The following is a 19,478-nucleotide window of genomic DNA, read 5'->3' as shown; positions in this document are numbered from 1 at the left end:
CATAGGGCCACAGGACCGCTCTTCCCCGCCCTTCCTGCTCTTTCCTAGTCCCTAGAACCTTCTTTTCCCTGCTCTTCAGGACCATAGGGCCATAGGTCCGCGCTTAACCGCTTTATCGCTTTTCCTGCTCTTCCCTAGAACCTAGCGACCTAGAAACCAGGGCCGCTTTTCCCCGCTCTTGCCCTGCCTAGCCCCTTCTCTTCCTACTCAAACCTCAACAACTCATTCACCTCATTTTTATCAAAGGCTTTGGCATCCCAGCCCTCTTCCATGCCGAACCACTCCAGTTGCTCTTGTTCTTCTTGAGTGCGCTCAGTTTTGGCTGCTGCCTCTAACAATGCGTTGTATCCCCACATACCGCCGCAATCTTCTGGTGGGCATTCGCCGCTCCCGGCGGTGACTTTGGGTTGCCAGCAATCGCGCTTGTTGATTTTCTCCAGCTCAACGACGTGTTCCCAATGATCACCAAAATCATATATGTAGCCCATGCTATCCCCTTCATTGCGCAGCACGGCCATCAACGGAATCTCATCGGCAGGCAACGGACTTTCTGGCGAATCATCAATGTGGCCAAGTTTGGTGGCAAAGGTATAAGCATGGTAGTTATCCCAACCCATCACATCTTGCAGCAGGTTGTGCAGCGAGTGCATGTCGATGCTGCTCGATACCGTAAAACGGCGCCACACTTTCGGTTTGCTATCCATCAACTGCACCTTGAGTACATAGCCGGTAGGCTCTGCAAGATCATTGAAGATCTTATCCAGTTGCTGATCTTGCTGGCTCTCATGCAAACTCTCTTCCGCCAGCCAATCAAACAGTGGGAAGGCTTTTCGACCTACACCGCCCTCTTGGAGCAAAAACGCACAGGCGAGATAGCTGGCGGCCTTAGCAACCAATAAATTTGGCGGCAGCAGAGAAAAATGCGCCAGCAAAGCGGCATGGGAGAGCGCTTCGATATAGCGCTGTGGCTGGGCCAAATAGCAGTGGTCTCGCACTTGGCGCGCTTTAGTTAAGGTTGGGTCAATGTCGTGCACTAGCCAAGTGTCGACCATCGGTGTACTGAGCAACATTCTGCTCATTTTTCGTCCGCGGTCTCGCTGCTCCGTTTGCTGTGCATCAAAGTGACAGATTTCAGCGATGTGATCGATGTTAAACGCCTGCGGCTCACTCCACGCGTTGGGCAGCAAAGCCAGAATCTGTAGGGTATCGACCGCCATACGCTCCGGGCTAGCTTGCTGCTCGTGCAACGCCCAAGGGAGTAGATGACGCAGCAAGAGCGGATCACACGGGATAGCACCCACTTCACCTTTTATTGTTTCGACCATGTGTTGAAATTGGCGACGATCAATATTGGGGATAAAGTAGCTATCAACTAAGCCGTAGCCAAGCCGAAATACCCCGCCTACTTGGTGCAAACTTTTGCCATCGGCATCTTGCACCAACGCAAGAAACAGCGTGGAGTGCTGGCCATCAGCAAAGGAAACATACAGCTCCACCACTTGGCTCGGCTTGCTTTGTTTGGCATGTTGCATCGCAAGACGGTTCCATTTGGGCAAATGGGCCTTAACCTTTTCATCAGCAAAACGCTGCACCAATAGCAGATAGTTGCGATTGGTTAGAAACTTCCACTGCTTATCGGCAACGTCATTCAACAGTGCTGCTGCAACACTGGCAATCTCTGACTCTTTGTGCAAGCTGAGCAGCAACAGCGCGTCCACAATCCACTTCTGCTTGAGAAAACAGGCCAGTAAGAGTTTCACTCCTTCAACAGGGTAGACCGCCAGCTCATCGCTGATCATCTGGCAAAACGCAAAGCCGCTATCAACCCCTGACTCAGTGAGCTGCTTGGCCATCTGATCCAGCATTTTCTTGGGGTCCACTGGCAGGCTTGGCACATTATTTGGCTGCTTTTGCATTTGCAGCTCGGCAAGTGTGTCAATCACAGCAGGCTCAATCGACAATTGGTGTGACTTAAGCACTTTGACCATGCTGTAAGCCATCTGCAGATTTATCTCCCCGCCTTCAAGCAGATCATGCAAACAGCTGTTGAGAATGGGCAGCATCTCCTGCGCGTCGCCATTACGCAGTTGGATGCGCAGCTCATTGACCATAAAGTCGAAATAAATCAGGAAGGTATCGCTATACGCTTCGGCCGCTTCCTCTGGCATAGTCATGCCAAACGGCAAAGCAAACAGTAGCGTGGTAGGCTCTGCAAGGTAAGCCTGTTCATCGCGTGTCAGTTGTTCAAAGGTTTTTTGCTCAGTCACCATGCCTAAGAGTTTTTGTAGCGGCTGAGGGAAGTGATTTTTCATGTAAATTCAAATGTAAAAAGTGATGGCAAACAGTGTATGCAGTTTCGCCCCTCACGGCTATCCCCAAAGGAAAAAATGGGAGGAAGGGCAAGGAAGAGCGGAAGAGAAGGGCCGCTTTTCCCCGCTTTTGCCCTTTCTCGCCCAGGAACTAGGGCCGCTCTTGCCCTTCCCAGGACCGCTTTTCGAGGGCCACAGGACCGCTCTTCCCCGCCCTTCCTGCTCTTTCCTAGTCCCTAGAAACCTTCTCTTCCCCGCTCTTCCTAGAACCTAGCGACCTAGGAACCAGGACCGCTCTTCCCCGCTTTTGCCCTTTCTCGCCCAGGAACCAGGGCCGCTCTTGCTCTTTCCAGGACCGCTTTTCGAGGGCCACAGGACCGCTCTTAACCGCTCTTCCTGCTCTTCCCTAGAACCTAGCGACCTAGGAACCAGGGCCGCTTTTCCTGCTCTTCCTAGTCCCTAGAAACCTGCTCTTTTCTCGAAACCTTCTCTTCCCCCCCTACTTCAACTGAATCCCGTGGGTTTCAATATGGGTGAGCAATTCTTGGGATGTAATTTTATGTTTGATCAACAAATCCACCTTAAATGGCAATGAAGACAGCTCTAGGCGCTCTTGCAATTGTGCGATGACATGCAGCGAAAGCGCATCGCCTTCTAGGACAAGATCAATATCGGAGTTATCTCTATAGGTTCCTAACGCTCTGGAGCCAAACAACCAAGCATGGATGACACAAGCGTGGTTAAGAACGATCTCTTCAATCAATCGGTACTGATGTGCCTTAAGGCCGAGCAAGACGGGATTGACGACGCAAAAATTAGCCACGCTGGTCCTCTCAGTGCTTAGTCTCTAAGCTTTTGCTCTCTAATGATTGCGTAATCTGTTCAATCACAGGAGAAAACGATTCTAGGATTAGCGATTGGGCTTCGAGAACATTGCTCTCATCATAAGTATGAGCAAGCAAATTGCGTTTTATCAGTGCTTCTAACATGATTTCACACTGTTCTGAGGACAAGTGCTTAGCCTCGAGTGCGGTGCGAAAAACACTTCGCGGCGAGGCGACATCAAACCCTTCAAATTCAAGTAAATCTTTCAACGTTTTCCACGTCAGTTCAAAAGAAAACTCGAAGGTTTGCACCAAGCCCGCCAACTCTAACTCGCTGTAGCTTTCTTGCGCACAGGCTCTTTTTAGCCTTTGCTGAGCTTTAATTAAGTTTTGTAGCCGCTGCTTCCAACGGTCTGGATTTGCGTTCATATTCGTCGCCTAAGAGAGTGAGCGTTGTACTTAACAATGAAGCTTAAACTACCTAATCGAGAGCAAAATGTCATGTGGAAAGGGGAAAGCGGAAAAAGAAGGGACGAGATTGATAGGGGCTAGATTGCTAGGAAAAGCAAGAGCGGAAGAGAAGGAACGGAAGAAATGGTCCTGTGGTCCTGTGGTCCTGTGGAAAAGCTAAGAGCGGCACTGGGGAAAAAAAGGTCCTATGGTCCTGGGCCCTGGGAAAAGCGGAAGAGCAAGGGCGGAAGAGAAGGACCGCTCTTTCCTAGAACCTAGCAACCTGCTTTTCCTAGCGCCCTGCTCTTCAGGACCATAGGGCCACAGGACCGCTCTTCCCCGCCCTTCCTGCTCTTTCCTAGTCCCTAGAAACCTTCTCTTCCCCGCTCTTCCTAGAACCTAGCGACCTAGGAACCAGGGCCGCTTTTCCCCGCTTTTCGCCCTTTCTCGCCCAGGAACCAGGGCCGCTCTTGCCCTTCCCAGGACCGCTTTTCGAGGACCACAGGACCGCTCTTCCCCGCTCTTCCTGCCCTTTCCTAGCAACCTGCTTTTCCTAGCACCCTGCTCTTCCCTACAACCTCACCGCCCCCGCGTAACCCGTAGCGTTCAGTGCTTGAGCAAAGGCTTGCTTGCTGCTTGGCTCGCCGTGGATGAGATGAATTTCTTGCGGTGCTTGGCCAATGCCATGGATAAAAGCCAGCAACTCAGATTGATCCGCATGGGCAGAGTAGCCCGACATCACGTGGATACTGGCGTTTACTTCGACCTCCTCGCCATCAATGCAGAGGTTTTTTTCACCTTGAGCAATGCTACGCCCGAGCGTTCCCTCGGCCTGATAGCCTGCAAAAATCACATCGGTGCGTTCATCGCTCAGCAGCGCTTTCAAATAATCGACAATTCGCCCGCCCTGACACATTCCCGAAGCGGCGACCACAATCGCTGGTGCGCCGGTTGACGCTAAGCGGTTAACTAACGCTTGATGAGTGCGGTAATCGCTAATCTGAACACATTGATCAAACGCCAACGGATGGCGATGCATCTCCAGACGTTGCTTGGCTTCCTCACCCCATAAGGTTTTAAAGCGCCGATAAGATTGCGTCACTTGCTGGGCCATCGGCGAGTCTAGAATGATGGGCAGATCGGCGGCAATTTTATGCTCATAGATCAGCCGCTCAAGATCAAACAGCAGCTCTTGGGTACGGCCAACACTAAAAGCTGGGATTAAAATGGTGCCGCCATCGGCTAAAGAGCGTTGAATGATTTTGTGCAGCGTTTCCGCTCGGCCTGCAACATCATCATGATTGCGGTTGCCATAGGTGCTCTCTATCACCAGATAATCGGCCCGTTCTGGCGGTTGCGGATCGGGCAAGAGCGGCGTATTACTCGGGCCTAAGTCGCCAGAAAACACCACCACTTCACCACTGGCTAAGCGAATTTCAACGTAGGCCGAACCCAAAATATGCCCAGCGGGTTGAAAGCGCAGCTCAAGCGAGGCCTCTGTGTTGCTCTGCGCAGAGAGTGTGAGCCATTCACCATAGCCCAATGGCCGCAAACGCTGTTTAACGGCGTGTAAAATTTGCTGAATTTGTTGGCGATTAAGGCCCAACTGTAACTTGAGGCCATCTTCTAACATCAGTGGGATCAGCTCGGCACTGGCTGGAGTAGCGTAGATTGGCCCGCGAAAGCCAGCGGCAAGCAGCCAAGGAATGCGACCAATATGATCGATATGCGCATGAGTGACAATCAGCGCGTCGATATGCTCAACGGAGAAATTTAATTCTGCCTGCGCCGACTCTTTGCCCTGAAACAGGCCACAATCGATTAATAGCGCCATACCATCTGCGCGCAGCTCATGACAAGAGCCAGTAACGGTATTTTTACCACCATGATGAAGTATTTGCATTTCCTTTGCCTTAGTCGCCAATAAAGATAGGAAAACGCTAGCATATTCGCTTTTACTTGAGCGCAAATTATTGGAAATTTTCGAGGAAGGGCAGAAAAGTAGGAGCGAGGTTGCTAGGGGCGAGGTTGCTAGGAAAAGAAAAAGCGGAAGAGCAAGAGCGGAAGAGAAGGTTCTGGGTTCTGGGCCCTTGGTTCTGGGAAAAGAAAAAGCAGGTAAAGCAGGAAACGAGTTTGCTAGGGGCTAGATTACTAGGAAAAGAAAAAGCGGAAGAGCAAGAGCGGAAGAGAAGATTCTGGGTTCTGGGCCCTTGGTCCTAGGAAAAGCAGGAGCGGAAGAAAAAGCGCTCTTTCCTAGAACCCAGCAACCTAGGAACCAGGACCGCTTTTCCCGCTCTTCCCCGCTCTTCCTAGAACCTAGAAACCTGCTCTTACCTAGCGACCTAGGAACCAGGACCGCTCTTAACCGCTCTTACCTATACAAATTCTCGTAACAGTAGTTGGTGGCTTCGATGTAGCCTTCTACGCTGCCGCAATCGAAACGTTGGCCTTTGAATTTATAGGCCAGCACGCAGCCGTTTTGCGCTTGTTTGAGTAGCGCATCGGTGATTTGGATTTCACCGCCTTTGCCGGGCTCGGTTTGCTCGATAAGCTCAAAAATATCAGGGGTGAGAATATAGCGACCAATAATAGCGAGATTGCTTGGTGCGGTGCCGGGTTCTGGTTTTTCAACCATGTTGTCGACACGGAAAATGTCATCTTTGATCATTTCACCGGAAATAACGCCATACTTGTGGGTTTCATCTTCTGGCACTTCTTGCACCGCCACAATCGAGCAGCGGAACTGGTTAAACAGCGCCACCATTTGCGAAAGCACGCCTTGTTGCTGGTTTACGCATAGGTCGTCTGCCAGTACAACCGCAAATGGGTTATCTCCCACCAGCTCTCGCCCGGTTAAAATCGCATGGCCCAAGCCTTTCATCTCGCGTTGGCGGATATAAGTGTAACTGGCTGAGTCAATCAGCTTACGGATATCACCCAGCAGCACCTCTTTACTGGTTCCACTGATTTGGTGCTCAAGCTCGTAGTTTTTATCAAAGTGATCCATCAGCGCATGTTTGCCACGGCCAGTGACAATACACATGGAATCCATACCAGCTTCAATTGCCTCTTCAACGCCATACTCGATCAACGGTTTGTTGACCACTGGCATCATCTCTTTCGGCATCGATTTTGTGGCTGGGAGAAAACGGGTGCCGTAACCTGCGGCGGGGAATAAACATTTTTTAATCATTATTACTACTAACCAATTGTGTTGAAAAAAGGGGAATAGGAAGAGCGGAAGAAAAGGTACTGGGTCCTATGGTCCTGAGAAGAGCAAAGGCGGAAAAATGGTCCTAGGTTCTGGGTCCTTGGTCCTGGGGAAAGGCAAAGGCGGAAGAGAAGGACCGCCCTTTCTAGCCTAGGAACTAGGGCCGCTCTTGCCCTTCCGAGGACCGCTTTTCGAGGACCATAGGGCCACAGGACCGCTCTTCCTGCTGTTCCCTAGAACCCAGCAACCTAGGAACTAGGACCACTTTTCCCGCTCTTCAGGACCATAGGACCGATCTTAACCGCCCTTCCCCGCTCTTCCTAGTACCTAGCCCCTAGCAACCTTCTTTCCTAGCAACCTTCTCTTAACCTACTCAATCACTACCAAACAAATCACGGGTGTAAACTTTCTCTGCGACATCGGCGAGCTCTTCCACCATGCGGTTGGAGACGATCACATCGGCCGTTTGTTTAAATTCGTTGAGATCTTTGATCACGCGAGAATGGAAAAACTCGTCGTCTTTCAACACAGGTTCATACACGACCACTTCAATGCCTTTGGCTTTGATGCGTTTCATAATTCCTTGAATACTAGAAGCGCGGAAATTGTCTGATCCTGCCTTCATGATCAGACGGTAAATACCGACCACTTTCGGATCGCGTTTTAAAATCGATTCAGCGACAAAATCTTTACGTGTGCGGTTGGCATCCACAATCGCACCGATGATGTTGTTCGGTACCTCTTTGTAGTTGGCTAACAACTGCTTGGTATCTTTGGGTAAACAGTAACCGCCATAGCCGAAAGATGGGTTGTTATAGTGATTACCAATACGTGGATCGAGCCCTACACCTTCAATAATTTGACGTGCATCGAGGCCGTGCGCTTCAGCGTACGAATCCAGCTCGTTAAAATAAGCCACGCGCATCGCAAGGTAGGTATTAGAGAACAGTTTCACCGCTTCCGCTTCCGTGGAATCGGTAAACAGAATTGGCACATCTTTCTTTTCTGCGCCTTCAAGCAGCAAATTGGCAAACACTTCGGCACGCTCACTGCGCTCGCCGACAATAATGCGTGACGGGTAAAGGTTATCGTATAGCGCTTTACCTTCGCGCAGGAACTCAGGTGAGAATAAAATATTCTCACAACCCAGCTCTTGCTTAATTCGCGCGGTGTAACCGACAGGAATGGTTGATTTGATCACCATCACCGCATGCGGGTTAATCGCCATGACATCACGAATGACCGCTTCTACCGATGAGGTATTAAAGTAGTTAGTTTGCGGATCGTAATCCGTCGGGGTGGCAATAATCACAAACTCTGCATCTTGATACGCTTGCTGCTTATCGAGCGTAGCCACGAAATTTAGTGCTTTGAGCGTTAAAAAATGTTCAATTTCTTTATCAACAATCGGTGACTGCTTGTTGTTCAGCATTTGCACCTTTTCTTCGATAATATCCACCGCGACTACTTGATGATTCTGCGCCAAAAGCATGGCGTTAGATAAGCCGACGTAGCCCGTACCTGCAACTGCAATTTTCATTTCCATATACCATAATTAAAATTTGTCAAAGAGTAGCAAAAAAGATTCATAGGGGGTAGAGGAAAAGAAGGGGGGTCTAGGATCGAGACGACAAGGGGCTAGATTACTAGGAAGAGCAAGAGCGGATAAAGCAGGAACGAGTTTGCTAGGGGCTAGGTTACGAGGAAAGCAAAAGCGGAAGAAATGGTCCTAGGTTCTGGGCCCTTGGTCCTGGGAAAAGAAAAAGCAGGTAAAGCAGGAAACGAGTTTTCTAGAAGCTAGGTTACGAGGGAAAGCAAAAGCGGAAGAAATGGTCCTAGGTTCTGGGTCCTTGGTCCTGGGAAAAGAAAAAGCAGATAAAGCAGTAGCGAGATTGATAGGGACTAGATTGCTAGGAAGAGCAAGGGCGGAAGAGAGGGTTCTAGGTTCTGGGCCCTTGGTCCTGGGAAAAGAAAAAGCAGGTAAAGCAGTAGCGAGATTGATAGGGACTAGATTGCTAGGAAGAGCAAGAGCGGAAGAGAAGATTCTGGGTTCTGGGCCCTTGGTCCTGGGAAAAGAAAAAGCAGGTAAAGCAGGAAACGAGTTTTCTAGAAGCTAGGTTACGAGGGAAAGCAAAAGCGGAAGAAATGGTCCTAGGTTCTGGGCCCTTGGTTCTAGGAAAAGAAAAAGCAGGTAAAGCTGGACCGCTCTTAACCGCTCTTCCTAGAACCTAGCAACCAGGGCCGCCCTTCCCCGCTTTTCGTCCTACGCCGCTACCTTCATTTCAACGACTTTTGCTTGGGAGGCTTTGAGTTTCTTCTTCGCGTTCCAGACGAGATCGCCAATGCCATCGGTTGGGTTAAAGCCTGTTGGCGTTTCGAGCAGGATTTGGCGAATTGCCTCATGGTCAAAGTGGTGGCATGCTAAATCAAGATTTTCGAGAATGTGATTAAACTGCTCCAGCGGCAAGAACTGCTCGTTGGCCGTCATAATGCGTTCATGCTCTGTGCCTTCGACGTTATCGCCAATCAATAACTCTTCATACAGCTTTTCGCCCGGGCGAAGGCCGGTGAACTTAATCTCAATATCACCATTCGGGTTTGAGGAAGATTTAACTTCAAGCCCAGAGAGTCGGATCAAGTTTTTCGCCAGATCAACGATTTTCACCGGTTGGCCCATATCCAAGACAAAGACATCGCCACCTTTACCCATTGCGCCTGCCTGAATCACCAACTGAGCCGCTTCTGGTATGGTCATAAAGTAGCGAATGATATCTGGATGCGTCACGGTGATCGCTTTGCCCTCTTCAATCTGACGTTTGAAGAGAGGGATCACAGAGCCGGATGAACCAAGCACATTGCCAAAACGCACCATGCAAAAACGCGTACCATTGGGTTTGCTGTTCTCTTGCTGCGCTAGGGCTTGCAAGCCCAACTCAGCCATTCGTTTTGAGGTACCCATCACATTGGTTGGGCGTACTGCTTTGTCGGTTGAGATAAGCACAAAGGACTCTACCCCTGCCTCAATCGCTGCTTTGGCGGTGTAATAGGTACCAAATACGTTGTTACGCACCCCTTCAACCACATTGTATTCCACTAGTGGCACGTGTTTATACGCGGCCGCGTGGTACACCGTTTGCACCCCAAAGGCACGCATAGTGGTGCTGACACGGTTAATGCGTTGCACTGAACCCAACAGCGGGATGATCTCGACGTCAAGCTTTTCTGTTTCAACTAGATTGGAAAGCTCTTTATCAATTTGATAAAGGCCGAATTCAGACAGCTCAAAAAGAACCAGTGATTTCGGTTTCTGCCTGACGATTTGCCGACAAAGCTCTGAGCCGATAGAACCACCCGCGCCAGTAACCATCACCACTTTACCGAGGATGTTGGCTTTCATTAGTTCAGGGTTGGGTGCGACCGGATCGCGGCCGAGCAGATCTTCAATCGCGACATCTTTCAGTTCATCAACCGTGGCATTGCCGTTGACGATATCGTTGAAATCGGGCACGGTGAGCACTTCAACTGGTAGGTGCAACAAAGAATCGATAATGGCTTTACGTTCCGAGCGAGAAGCGCGCGGCGTAGCAAGCAAAATCTTTTCTATGCCTTGCCTTTCGACCAGTTGATCAACACTGCTTGGCGAGTAAACGTTAATCCCTTGAATGATGGTATTTGCTAATGATGGTTCATTATCAATAAAGCCTTGCACTTGATACGATTCCGCATTTCTTAACGCGATGGCAAGCTGCCGCCCGGTACTGCCCGCGCCAAAAATCAACACCCGTTCAGAGCCTTTACGGCCAGCCTGCACAATGAGCGAGCGCACCAACATACGCGCCCCGCCACAGAGAATCGCGAGGAATGTCATATAGATCACAGGCACTGTACGCGGCACCGCGGCATCAAAATAGTAGGCAAAGCTGGTGATAGAAAGTGCGGAGATCACCGCACCAATCACAACGACCGTTAACGCATGGAAAGTTAGGTAACGCAATACAGCGCGATATAACCCCAGTTTGGTAAAGGCGATTAGCGTTACGGTTAAGGTGCCAAGCAGCGTTAACCAAGTTGGCCCTGAAACCGTAAAAGAGACCTCTCCCGTTCGCGCCACTAAGGCGAGAAAGAAAGAGAAGGTGATCAATAGAGTATCAATAGCCAAACTGATCAGACGCTTATGCATCCGAGGCAGAGACCAAATATAAGCCAACTTGTCCATAAAATTACTTTTCTCAGAATTATAGTGGTTTAAATTTTAGCTCACCGAAGTTAATTAACAAAAAGAAAATAGGCAATAAACGCTTTATTTATTGCCCGTGATACCAATTCATTTTATTTATGGGAGCAAGCGTTTACTTTGTTGCTGCCAGCAGCGTGTGACGAATCACTTGCGTTGCTTTTTCCATTTCTTGTTCGGTGAGCGTCGGGTGAACTAAGAACATTAGGCTGGTATCACCCAATTTCACGGCATTCGGCAAGCGCTCAGTTGGTCGCCATGGTGTGTTATCAAAGGCTTTTTCGCGGTAAATTTCCGAACAACTGCCTTGATAGGCTGGCACACCCGCGGCGTTGATTTCTTCTACGATGCGATCTCGGCTCCAATCTTGCTTCAATTGCTCAGGGTTAACAAACAGGTAATGTTTGTATTCTGCGTGTTCAATATAATTTGCGACTTCAACACGGCGCACCACGGGCAGATCCGCCACAGCTTGATCAATCAACTTGCCGTTGTTCTGGCGTTTTGCTGTCCACTCTGCCATACGCTGCAGTTGAATGCGACCCAATACACCTTGGATCTCCGTCATACGCCAGTTAGTACCAAAACTTTCATGCAACCAACGAAAGCCCGGCGGATGCTGACGGTTGTATACTGCATCATAGCTTTTACCGTGATCCTTGTAAGACCACATGGTTGACCAAAGCGCATGGTCATTGGTCGTCACCATGCCACCTTCACCGCCGGTGGTCATGATTTTATCTTGGCAGAATGACCAAGCACCAATATGACCAATGGTGCCGACACTACGGCCTTTGTATTTCGCGCCATGCGCTTGGGCGCAATCTTCAATCACATAAAAACCGCGCTCGGCGGCGAGTACCATAATTGCGTCCATTTCGGCTGGCATACCCGCCAAATGCACCACAATCACCGCTTTGGTTTTTTTAGTGACGACAGCATCAATGGTTTCTGCGGTGATATTTTGGCTGTTGAGATCCACATCCGCAAACACTGGATTGGCACCAGCGGTGACAATGGCAGAAGCAGAGGCCAAGAAAGTGCGTGAAGTGGTGATCACTTCATCCCCTTCGCCAACACCCAAGGCTTTTAAGGCCACATCGAGCGCGAGCGTGCCGTTACCTAGCGCAATCGCATATTCACAGCCAGCCCAGGCTGCGAACTCTTTTTCAAACTCACGGCATTCGTTGCCTGTCCAGTAATTGACTTTGTTTGACAGCAGCACACGGCTGACTGCATCGGCCTCTTCTTGAGTGAAGCTTGGCCATGGAGAAAATGGGGTATTTAACATTAGAATGCCTCTAATTGTTTGATAACTTTTGCTGGATTACCAAAATACAGGGTGTTAGGTTGAGTATTCTTTGTCAAGATACTCCCCATGCCAAGACTTGCACCTGTTCCAATCGTTAATCCCTGCCGGATTTTACTGCCTGCACCGACTTCGGCACCACTTAAAACATTCGTATTGCCACCAAGCATCACTTGTGGAGAGATAGTTACAAAATCAGCAATATTCACATCATGGCCAATACTAACAAGTTTATTAACGATGACATGATTTCCAATTTGAACATTGGCTGTCGTAATGGAGCCAGCACAAATAACGCTTCCTTCACCAATAGATAGATCCTCCGATAGCCACTGGACAGATGGATCAATTAATGTGGCAAAATGTACTTTTTTATCCACAAAATGCTGCATATAGATTTTCAATCTTACTCTTGGTGAAGCAACAGCAATAATAAACTGAACATCATCATATTCTGGCCAAGTATGGATATGCCCTAATATGGGTAAGTTATAGAAATGGCCTGTTGACGAATTATCATCAAGAAAGCCTTTGACTTTAATTTGTAAACGTTTAGCAAGCCAAGCAATCTCTTTACCAAGACCACTCGCACCGATAATCACTAACTCTTTATTATTATTTATCAAGACTACTTCCCTTAAATCTTGGCATAGTGACATTATCACTATTATTTATTCCATCTTTCACAATAACTTTCTTTATTGTTAAAAATAAAATCTTAATATCAAGCCAAAGTGACTGATTATCGACATACCAAACATCAAATTTAAATTTATCTTCCCAGCTAATCGCATTGCGGCCATTAACTTGAGCCCAACCAGTAATTCCAGGGCGTACTTCATGACGCCTTGCTTGCTCTTCAGTATAGAGAGGCAAGTACTCAACTAATAAAGGACGAGGGCCAACTAGGCTCATATCACCTTTAATAACATTAAACAAGCCTGGTAGCTCATCTAGGCTTGTCGCTCTAAGTGCGTTTCCAAACTTAGTCATGCGTTGCTCATTCGGTAATAAATGACCATGAAGATCTTTAGCATCAGTCATGGTTCTAAACTTATACATCTTGAAAACTTTACCGTGTAATCCTGGGCGTTCTTGATGAAATAAGATTGGCGAGCCGAGCTTAACTCGTACTAAAATAGCGACAATAATAATAATAGGGAGAAAAAAAGCACACGCTAATAAGGCAAGTATAAAATCAGAAGCTCTTTTTAACACAGTAGTCTCCTGGTGCAATAGCAGCAACATCATTACATTTGGATTGAACAGCACAGTTGAGCACATCTTCAAATTGCACTGCAAGTTTATCGCGGTCGAACTCGTTCATTGCAAGCATTTTTGCTGAATAGCCAGCAGATTTTAACCAATTTATATCTGTTATTTTATTAGCAACTAACCGAGCAACATCATCTAGTGGAACTTTCCACATAGCTAAGCCACATTGATGTGAATTAACCAAATCGTGCATCCAACCACCATAATTGAGTAGCACAGGGGTACCTGATGCCAATGAGTCAAAAAATTTATTTGCAGAGTTAGGTTGCATTTCTGGCATATCGATAAAAAGGCAAGCTGCCATATCAGCTGCAGACAATAAATCTGGTATATCTTTTTTAGGAAGGTAGCCTTCAATAAACAAATTCACCCCCAACACACCACTTTCTTTGGCCTTTTCCGCAATGAGCTCTTTTTCAAAACCACCACCAACTAATAAAACCCGGATATCCGGATTAATGGGCAGTAATTTTTTCGCTAGTTCAACCATATAGCCAACACCATTGATTTTACCAAACGTACCGGTATAAACAATTAACGGTTTGTCACCTAACCAGACTCGCGCATTTCGAAATTTAATCGCAGCCGCTGAATCATGAGAGAATTCTTTATTATCACTACTGTTGGGAATAACAGCAACCTTACTAGCGGGGTAGCCAGATTTAACCACGCCTGCTTTCATTCCTGGTGAAAGTGCAATAATTGCCGCAGAATGATGATAAGCCCATTTTTCTAATTTATGTGCCAACCAGCGAGCTAACGGGTTCTTGATTGCCCCCATTGCGATTGGCAACTCTGGCCACAGATCTCTCACTTCAAATACCATGGGTATTTTTTTACGTTTTGAAGCGAGAACTCCAGGTAGAGCTATAGTGAGAGGGGTACTTGTTGCAAAAATAACATCGCCATCAAGCTCTTTCGCTTTACGCATTGCTTTAAATGCAAATATAAAAAAAGCCTGAATACGTTTTGAGTAAGATAACTTATTATTATAGGGAACGGGCAACCAGTGAACATTTATACCCGCTTCATTGGTGGAAAACCAATCTTGTTCAAGACAATTTGTATCCCGAAAGGAGGTAACCATATGAACTTCATGACCAGCTGCAACTAAACGCCGAGCCATTTCATATGAGCGAGTTCCACCACTCATAGACGGAGTATTAAAATACTGATGTAAATAAATGATTTTCATGATTTAAAATAATTTCTTTAAGTGCCTAATTGTTGCCAATATACGTGTAATGATAAAAACAAAACTATAACCTGGAGAAAATAATAACTTTGAGTATTTACCAGTCAGATAGATAACCCTTTTAATTTCTAATAATCTATTAACTGTACTTCTACTAGCAGAATTTTGACGATGATTTACATAATAAATCGCATCGCTATTGCATTTAGCGAAAGTAGCAATATTCTTCGAAATGGTAGTCATAAAGAGCCCGTCTTCACCTCTTGCTAACTGAGTATCAAAACGCACATCTTTAACCATATCTCTATGTAGCATTTTTGCACATGGTGACGAAAAATATTTACGATACAAAGGTTTAGATCTACCCGTTGGAGGTAATTTCACAAATGAACGTCCAATATAATTTTCAAAAGAGTCTGATAAAGAATCTTTAAAATTAATGATGTTTGCCAAACCCATGGTAGCACTATCAGTTACTTTCATTAGCTCTTCTAAGTATGAAGGAGAAATTAAATCATCATCATCCAAAAAAACCAAAAACTGACTATCTGACGCATCAAGGAGATGGTTTCTAGCGTTAGACACTCCGCTAGTTGGTATATAAAAATACTTATAATTAAACTTAACTTCAGCTAAATAATGAAAAATCATATTTTCATAGTCATCTTTCGGTCCATTCAAACCTATGTACACACAGAAGCGTTCTCTCGTTAATGTCTGTTTATCTAGAGAATTAAAACAGTCTAGCAAATATTTACCAGGCTTATACACTGGCAATATAACGGATATCTCAAACACAATAAATGAATCCTTAGAAATATTATTTTCCTCAGAAAATAAAACAACAAAGTTAGGGTAACACTCAGGGAGAAAATCACGGCTTGCACGGCTTGCGCATGAGTTAAATAATTGTTAAGTCCCAAATAACACGTGCTCTCGAAACTCTGTATTTAACGCACATTTCAATTGCCACGGAAAAATCATGAACATTCCCGTAAATAAAGGCTTCCCAGAACCTTCAAAAGGTACTCGGGATCCATCGCGCACATCGCTCTTTTGTGTTTAATACTCGCTTTTAGCGTCGTTTCACTTTTGAGCATGTTTAAACACATCTGTCTGATCACGGAAAAATCATGAACATTCCCGTAAATAAAGGCTTCCCAGAACCTTCAAAAGGTACTCGGGCTCCATCGCGCACATCGCTCTTTTGTGTTTAATACTCGCTTTTAGCGTCGTTTCACTTTTGAGCATGTTTAAACACATCTGTCTGATCCTTGCGAAATTCTCTGCTCGTTCTTCCGCTCGTTTACGGCAAGCATCTTCACCAAATGCAGTATCCAACATCCAATGCATCGACTCGACTAACCAGTGCGAGCGTGAAGCATTTAACAATTCTTTAGCACTGAGCGCTTTCGAACTAATATAATATCGAACCGTTACTTCTGACTCTTGAGCCACTGCGGATTCTTGTCGAATTGATACCACAATTCCCATCGTTTTTAGCCCCGGCCAATCAAATTCAAGATCGCCTAAAACACTTAAATCTTCATTCACTAAAGCCAGTCGTGTTTCCTGTCTGCCTCGCGATTTTTCTTGGGTACTGTAAGAATCACCATCATGTTTTTGTAGCATGCTCATATTGAAATAATTATCAAAAGCTTGCTCAAGTCGGCCTTGATTTCCTTTCACGGCCAGCAAGTAATCAGCGTTTTTTTCAAGGATCTTTTGCGCGATTTTCTTTTGGCATCCCATCGCATCAATTGTGACTAAACAACCCGATATATCAAGCAGTTGAAGCAACTCAGGGATAGCGGTTATCTCATTGGACTTCTCGTAAACTTTATGTTGTCCAAGGCACACGCCATTCTCTGTCGCAAACGCATTAACCATATGGATAGCACCAAGCCCACGGGAATCATCATAAGAGCCACGCACGGTTTTACCGTCTATGGCGATCACTTCACCGTCCGTCAGTTCACAGCAGGATTTCATCCATTCGATAAAACACTTTTGTAAGCGTGTCGCGCTAATCATTCCCATCACTCTTGCAATGGTAATGGCAGAGGGAACACCATGACTAAAATCACCAAAGCGTTTGAGAAAATCTAACCATCTAGTGCCGTAAAGATGGATAGCTTTCCAGTCATCTTGACCGGAAAGTATCGCGCAAATTGTTAACAAAATGATATCAGTTAACTTGTGCTCGACTTTACCTTGTTGGCGATAATCTGGGATGGCACCGAAATGCATAAATGGGTGCTGGTTACTCATCGTTGGACCTCCAATTTGTCTATGGAGGTATTAGAAAACACCGAAAATGATCGTCAAATTGATCATCAATTTATTGTTTGTTGTGTGATGTTCTTATCCATTAGAGCAAGAAAACGGTGAACTCACTATGCCACAAACCCTTTAAACACGGGCTTCATGAATTTTCTCTTACACCTTGGCATTTCAGCTAGGTGGGAAAATTTAGAAATACTTATTTAGCACGTATCTCTTCTATAGAAAATGAAAAAACAAGTAACCAGTATAATAACGCAGTAAAACCGAACACATAGCCACTGAATAATGATAAAGCTATTGCAGACAATGAAAGCCTAACTTTTGACATTCCGTCATAATTAACAATCTGAAACATTGAAAATAAATAAAACAAAAAACCAATTACTCCTCCAGATACAAACAAAGCGGTAAAAAAGTTAAAAATATCACCACTCCTATATATACCGTAATTAGTAGAATAATAGTTTTCAACCCAAAGAAAATACCCTGACATTCCCTCTCCAAAGAGAAATGACAACTTTCCAAAGGAGTATTGTGCATATTCAAAAAATAACACAGTCGATAAATAGCGAACCGATGAACTACTCAAGCCATATTCACCATCAAGAACAGCCAAAAGTGTATCAAGTTTTTTTTCTAACCAAAAACCACTCCCATCCAATACAAATTTCCACATTAGAAAAAGTGACATATAGATAAATATTGAGAAGAAAATTAATCTAAAACTTTTTCCTTTCGACTTGTCTATAGCTAAGAGGATTGAAAAGAGCAAGTAACCAGAAAGAGACCACGTTAAAATCAAACCCAGGCTAATTATAGATAATCTTGCGAGACCTACATTAGCAGATTTTGCGTTAATTAAATTGAAAGCTAGAAATATAGCATAATGAGATGGTTCGCTGAAAAAAAATGTCAAACGAGACATCCCAAAAACGTCACTTGTTCTAATTCCAGCATCTTCCAAGTAAGAGTTTAAAAAAAGAGACATCACTATCGCAACAGGCACACTCAAAATAGCAAGATCAACCAAGTAACGTTTAAAATTTAATATATCTTCTCTTTTTAAAATAACTATAACTGATAGTGTTAAAAATGCATTTATATAAGAAAATAAATTAGTTATATTACCGTCTAACAAATCTACAAGCGCGATAGTAGAAAAATATAGGAAAATAAAAATTACGTAGGCAAGGGATCTTACATTCATCAACTTAATTGAATGTAAAAAGAGCATTATCAAGCTAATAAATTGTATTCCAAAAATATTTCCAATTATACCTACATCAATTATCCTTCTAGGTATATATTTTTTGCTAATATTCATTTAATCCTTATTAAATTTCATCGTAAATAAAACTCTTCCAATACTTGTCCACATTTTTTTTATCAAAAAAATCAGCAAGAGCCTTCCTGTTTTCACACGAAAAACTTCTATTAAGGATATTTTCGTAACTTATCTCTTCTGTCGTGCTCACTCTCAAACCTAAATCACATAGCCATCTATAGTTAGAGCCATCTTTATTTAAAAATATAACAGCGCCGTTATTTACAGCATTATAAATTAAGCCTAATCCCGTTTGATGCTTAGTATCAACGATCACAACATCCGACTTGGACAATAACTTCAGATATGATTCATAGTCTAAAATATTCCTATATATACAGTACCTATTGGGAAACTTATTTATAGCGACATTCTTAATCTCTTCAATGTATTCAAGTGTGCCAGTTCCGTAAGACATTAGTAAATGAAGAAAAATATTTTTATCTTTGTCGCTTTCATATAATTTATCTATCATCTCTTTATGATTGTGGTGGGGTGTGGACTGGTTTCCCAAAAAGACATGCAAATAGTCATCTTTATGCTTAACTAACGATTCATGCATGAATTCAGTTTCAAACTGCTCATTATAATAAGGAGAAACTGATATTTTACCTTTCCATCTATCACCAACAATTTTAAGGAAATTAATTTTATCAGGTCCCATAAGAAAATGAGCAGCCCCTAGTTTTCTATATGAGAAGGCTCGTAATGCTTTTAAAGTAAAACTATTTATATTATTACTAACACCAGAACCCCAACAAACCCAAAAAAGATTGGTGATTTTTTTAAAGTGTATCATATTTAATAACGCATTTATTAGAATTAACTTAAAAAAATTACCATGTAATATAAAACGACACTCGTTGCTTGACTTCATAAATAAAATTAAAAAACGACCAAATGACATAAACATTACAGAGGTATCAATAGATTTGCATAGATCTTTTTCTTCGCCATCAATAACAATAAATTCTGTTATTTCATTCAACGATTTCATATAGCTGATAATCTTGTTATAGTGTGTAGGCAATCTACCATCTAGAATATGAACAACTTTCATT

General features: G+C 44.8%; 15 protein-coding genes. All 15 read right to left on the bottom strand.

What is annotated here, in order from left to right; translation table 11 throughout:
* Window positions 1-203 precede the first annotated feature (203 nt).
* Window positions 204-2,312 (bottom strand): plasmid pRiA4b ORF-3 family protein, encoded by a 2,109-nt coding sequence (locus EA26_RS02120; protein WP_039422905.1) that lies wholly within the window; start codon window positions 2,310-2,312, stop codon window positions 204-206.
* A gap of 496 nt (window positions 2,313-2,808) precedes the next feature.
* Window positions 2,809-3,132 (bottom strand): nucleotidyltransferase family protein, encoded by a 324-nt coding sequence (locus EA26_RS02115; RefSeq protein WP_039422903.1) that lies wholly within the window; start codon window positions 3,130-3,132, stop codon window positions 2,809-2,811.
* Window positions 3,133-3,142: 10 nt separating this feature from the next.
* Window positions 3,143-3,562 carry an HI0074 family nucleotidyltransferase substrate-binding subunit gene (locus EA26_RS02110; RefSeq protein WP_039422901.1) on the bottom strand — a complete coding sequence of 140 codons (420 nt, stop codon included), beginning with the start codon at window positions 3,560-3,562 and terminating at the stop codon, window positions 3,143-3,145.
* Window positions 3,563-4,154: 592 nt separating this feature from the next.
* The gene (locus EA26_RS02105; protein WP_039422897.1) at window positions 4,155-5,486 is read right to left on the bottom strand and encodes an MBL fold metallo-hydrolase RNA specificity domain-containing protein; all 1,332 of its coding nucleotides are present in this window, start codon (window positions 5,484-5,486) and stop codon (window positions 4,155-4,157) included.
* Between the two features lie 468 nt (window positions 5,487-5,954).
* The gene (gene galU / locus EA26_RS02095; RefSeq protein WP_039422891.1) at window positions 5,955-6,776 is read right to left on the bottom strand and encodes a UTP--glucose-1-phosphate uridylyltransferase GalU; all 822 of its coding nucleotides are present in this window, start codon (window positions 6,774-6,776) and stop codon (window positions 5,955-5,957) included.
* A gap of 391 nt (window positions 6,777-7,167) precedes the next feature.
* On the bottom strand, window positions 7,168-8,334 hold the full coding sequence (locus EA26_RS02090; protein ID WP_039422889.1) for a nucleotide sugar dehydrogenase: 1,167 nt from the start codon (window positions 8,332-8,334) through the stop codon (window positions 7,168-7,170).
* Window positions 8,335-9,057: 723 nt separating this feature from the next.
* Window positions 9,058-11,010 (bottom strand): polysaccharide biosynthesis protein, encoded by a 1,953-nt coding sequence (locus EA26_RS02080; protein ID WP_039422883.1) that lies wholly within the window; start codon window positions 11,008-11,010, stop codon window positions 9,058-9,060.
* Between the two features lie 133 nt (window positions 11,011-11,143).
* A complete protein-coding gene (locus EA26_RS02075; protein ID WP_039422880.1) occupies window positions 11,144-12,319 on the bottom strand; it encodes a DegT/DnrJ/EryC1/StrS family aminotransferase in 1,176 nt (391 codons plus the stop codon).
* Window positions 12,319-12,963 carry an acetyltransferase gene (locus tag EA26_RS02070; protein WP_039422876.1) on the bottom strand — a complete coding sequence of 215 codons (645 nt, stop codon included), beginning with the start codon at window positions 12,961-12,963 and terminating at the stop codon, window positions 12,319-12,321. The genes EA26_RS02075 and EA26_RS02070 overlap by 1 nt, the downstream gene beginning before the upstream one ends.
* Window positions 12,953-13,585: a sugar transferase gene (locus EA26_RS02065; RefSeq protein ID WP_039422873.1), complete on the bottom strand. Its 633-nt coding sequence runs from the start codon at window positions 13,583-13,585 to the stop codon at window positions 12,953-12,955. The genes EA26_RS02070 and EA26_RS02065 overlap by 11 nt, the downstream gene beginning before the upstream one ends.
* Window positions 13,536-14,807 carry a glycosyltransferase family 4 protein gene (locus tag EA26_RS02060; protein WP_039422870.1) on the bottom strand — a complete coding sequence of 424 codons (1,272 nt, stop codon included), beginning with the start codon at window positions 14,805-14,807 and terminating at the stop codon, window positions 13,536-13,538. The genes EA26_RS02065 and EA26_RS02060 overlap by 50 nt, the downstream gene beginning before the upstream one ends.
* Window positions 14,808-14,810: 3 nt before the next feature.
* Window positions 14,811-15,605: a glycosyltransferase family A protein gene (locus EA26_RS02055; protein WP_052079603.1), complete on the bottom strand. Its 795-nt coding sequence runs from the start codon at window positions 15,603-15,605 to the stop codon at window positions 14,811-14,813.
* A 333-nt stretch (window positions 15,606-15,938) separates the two neighbouring features.
* On the bottom strand, window positions 15,939-17,078 hold the full coding sequence (locus EA26_RS02050; RefSeq protein WP_039422867.1) for an ISAs1 family transposase: 1,140 nt from the start codon (window positions 17,076-17,078) through the stop codon (window positions 15,939-15,941).
* Window positions 17,079-17,289: 211 nt separating this feature from the next.
* Window positions 17,290-18,417, bottom strand: coding sequence for a hypothetical protein (locus tag EA26_RS02045; RefSeq protein WP_039422864.1), 1,128 nt, complete (start codon window positions 18,415-18,417; stop codon window positions 17,290-17,292).
* Window positions 18,418-18,427: 10 nt separating this feature from the next.
* Window positions 18,428-19,477 (bottom strand): TDP-N-acetylfucosamine:lipid II N-acetylfucosaminyltransferase family protein, encoded by a 1,050-nt coding sequence (locus tag EA26_RS02040; RefSeq protein WP_039422861.1) that lies wholly within the window; start codon window positions 19,475-19,477, stop codon window positions 18,428-18,430.
* Window position 19,478: the final 1 nt, after the last annotated feature.

The sequence above is a fragment of the Vibrio navarrensis genome, assembly GCF_000764325.1.
Classification (GTDB): Bacteria; Pseudomonadota; Gammaproteobacteria; order Enterobacterales; family Vibrionaceae; genus Vibrio; species Vibrio navarrensis.
The sequence above is the reverse complement of the archived record's forward strand: the minus strand, read 5'-3'. Positions and strand labels throughout refer to the sequence as shown.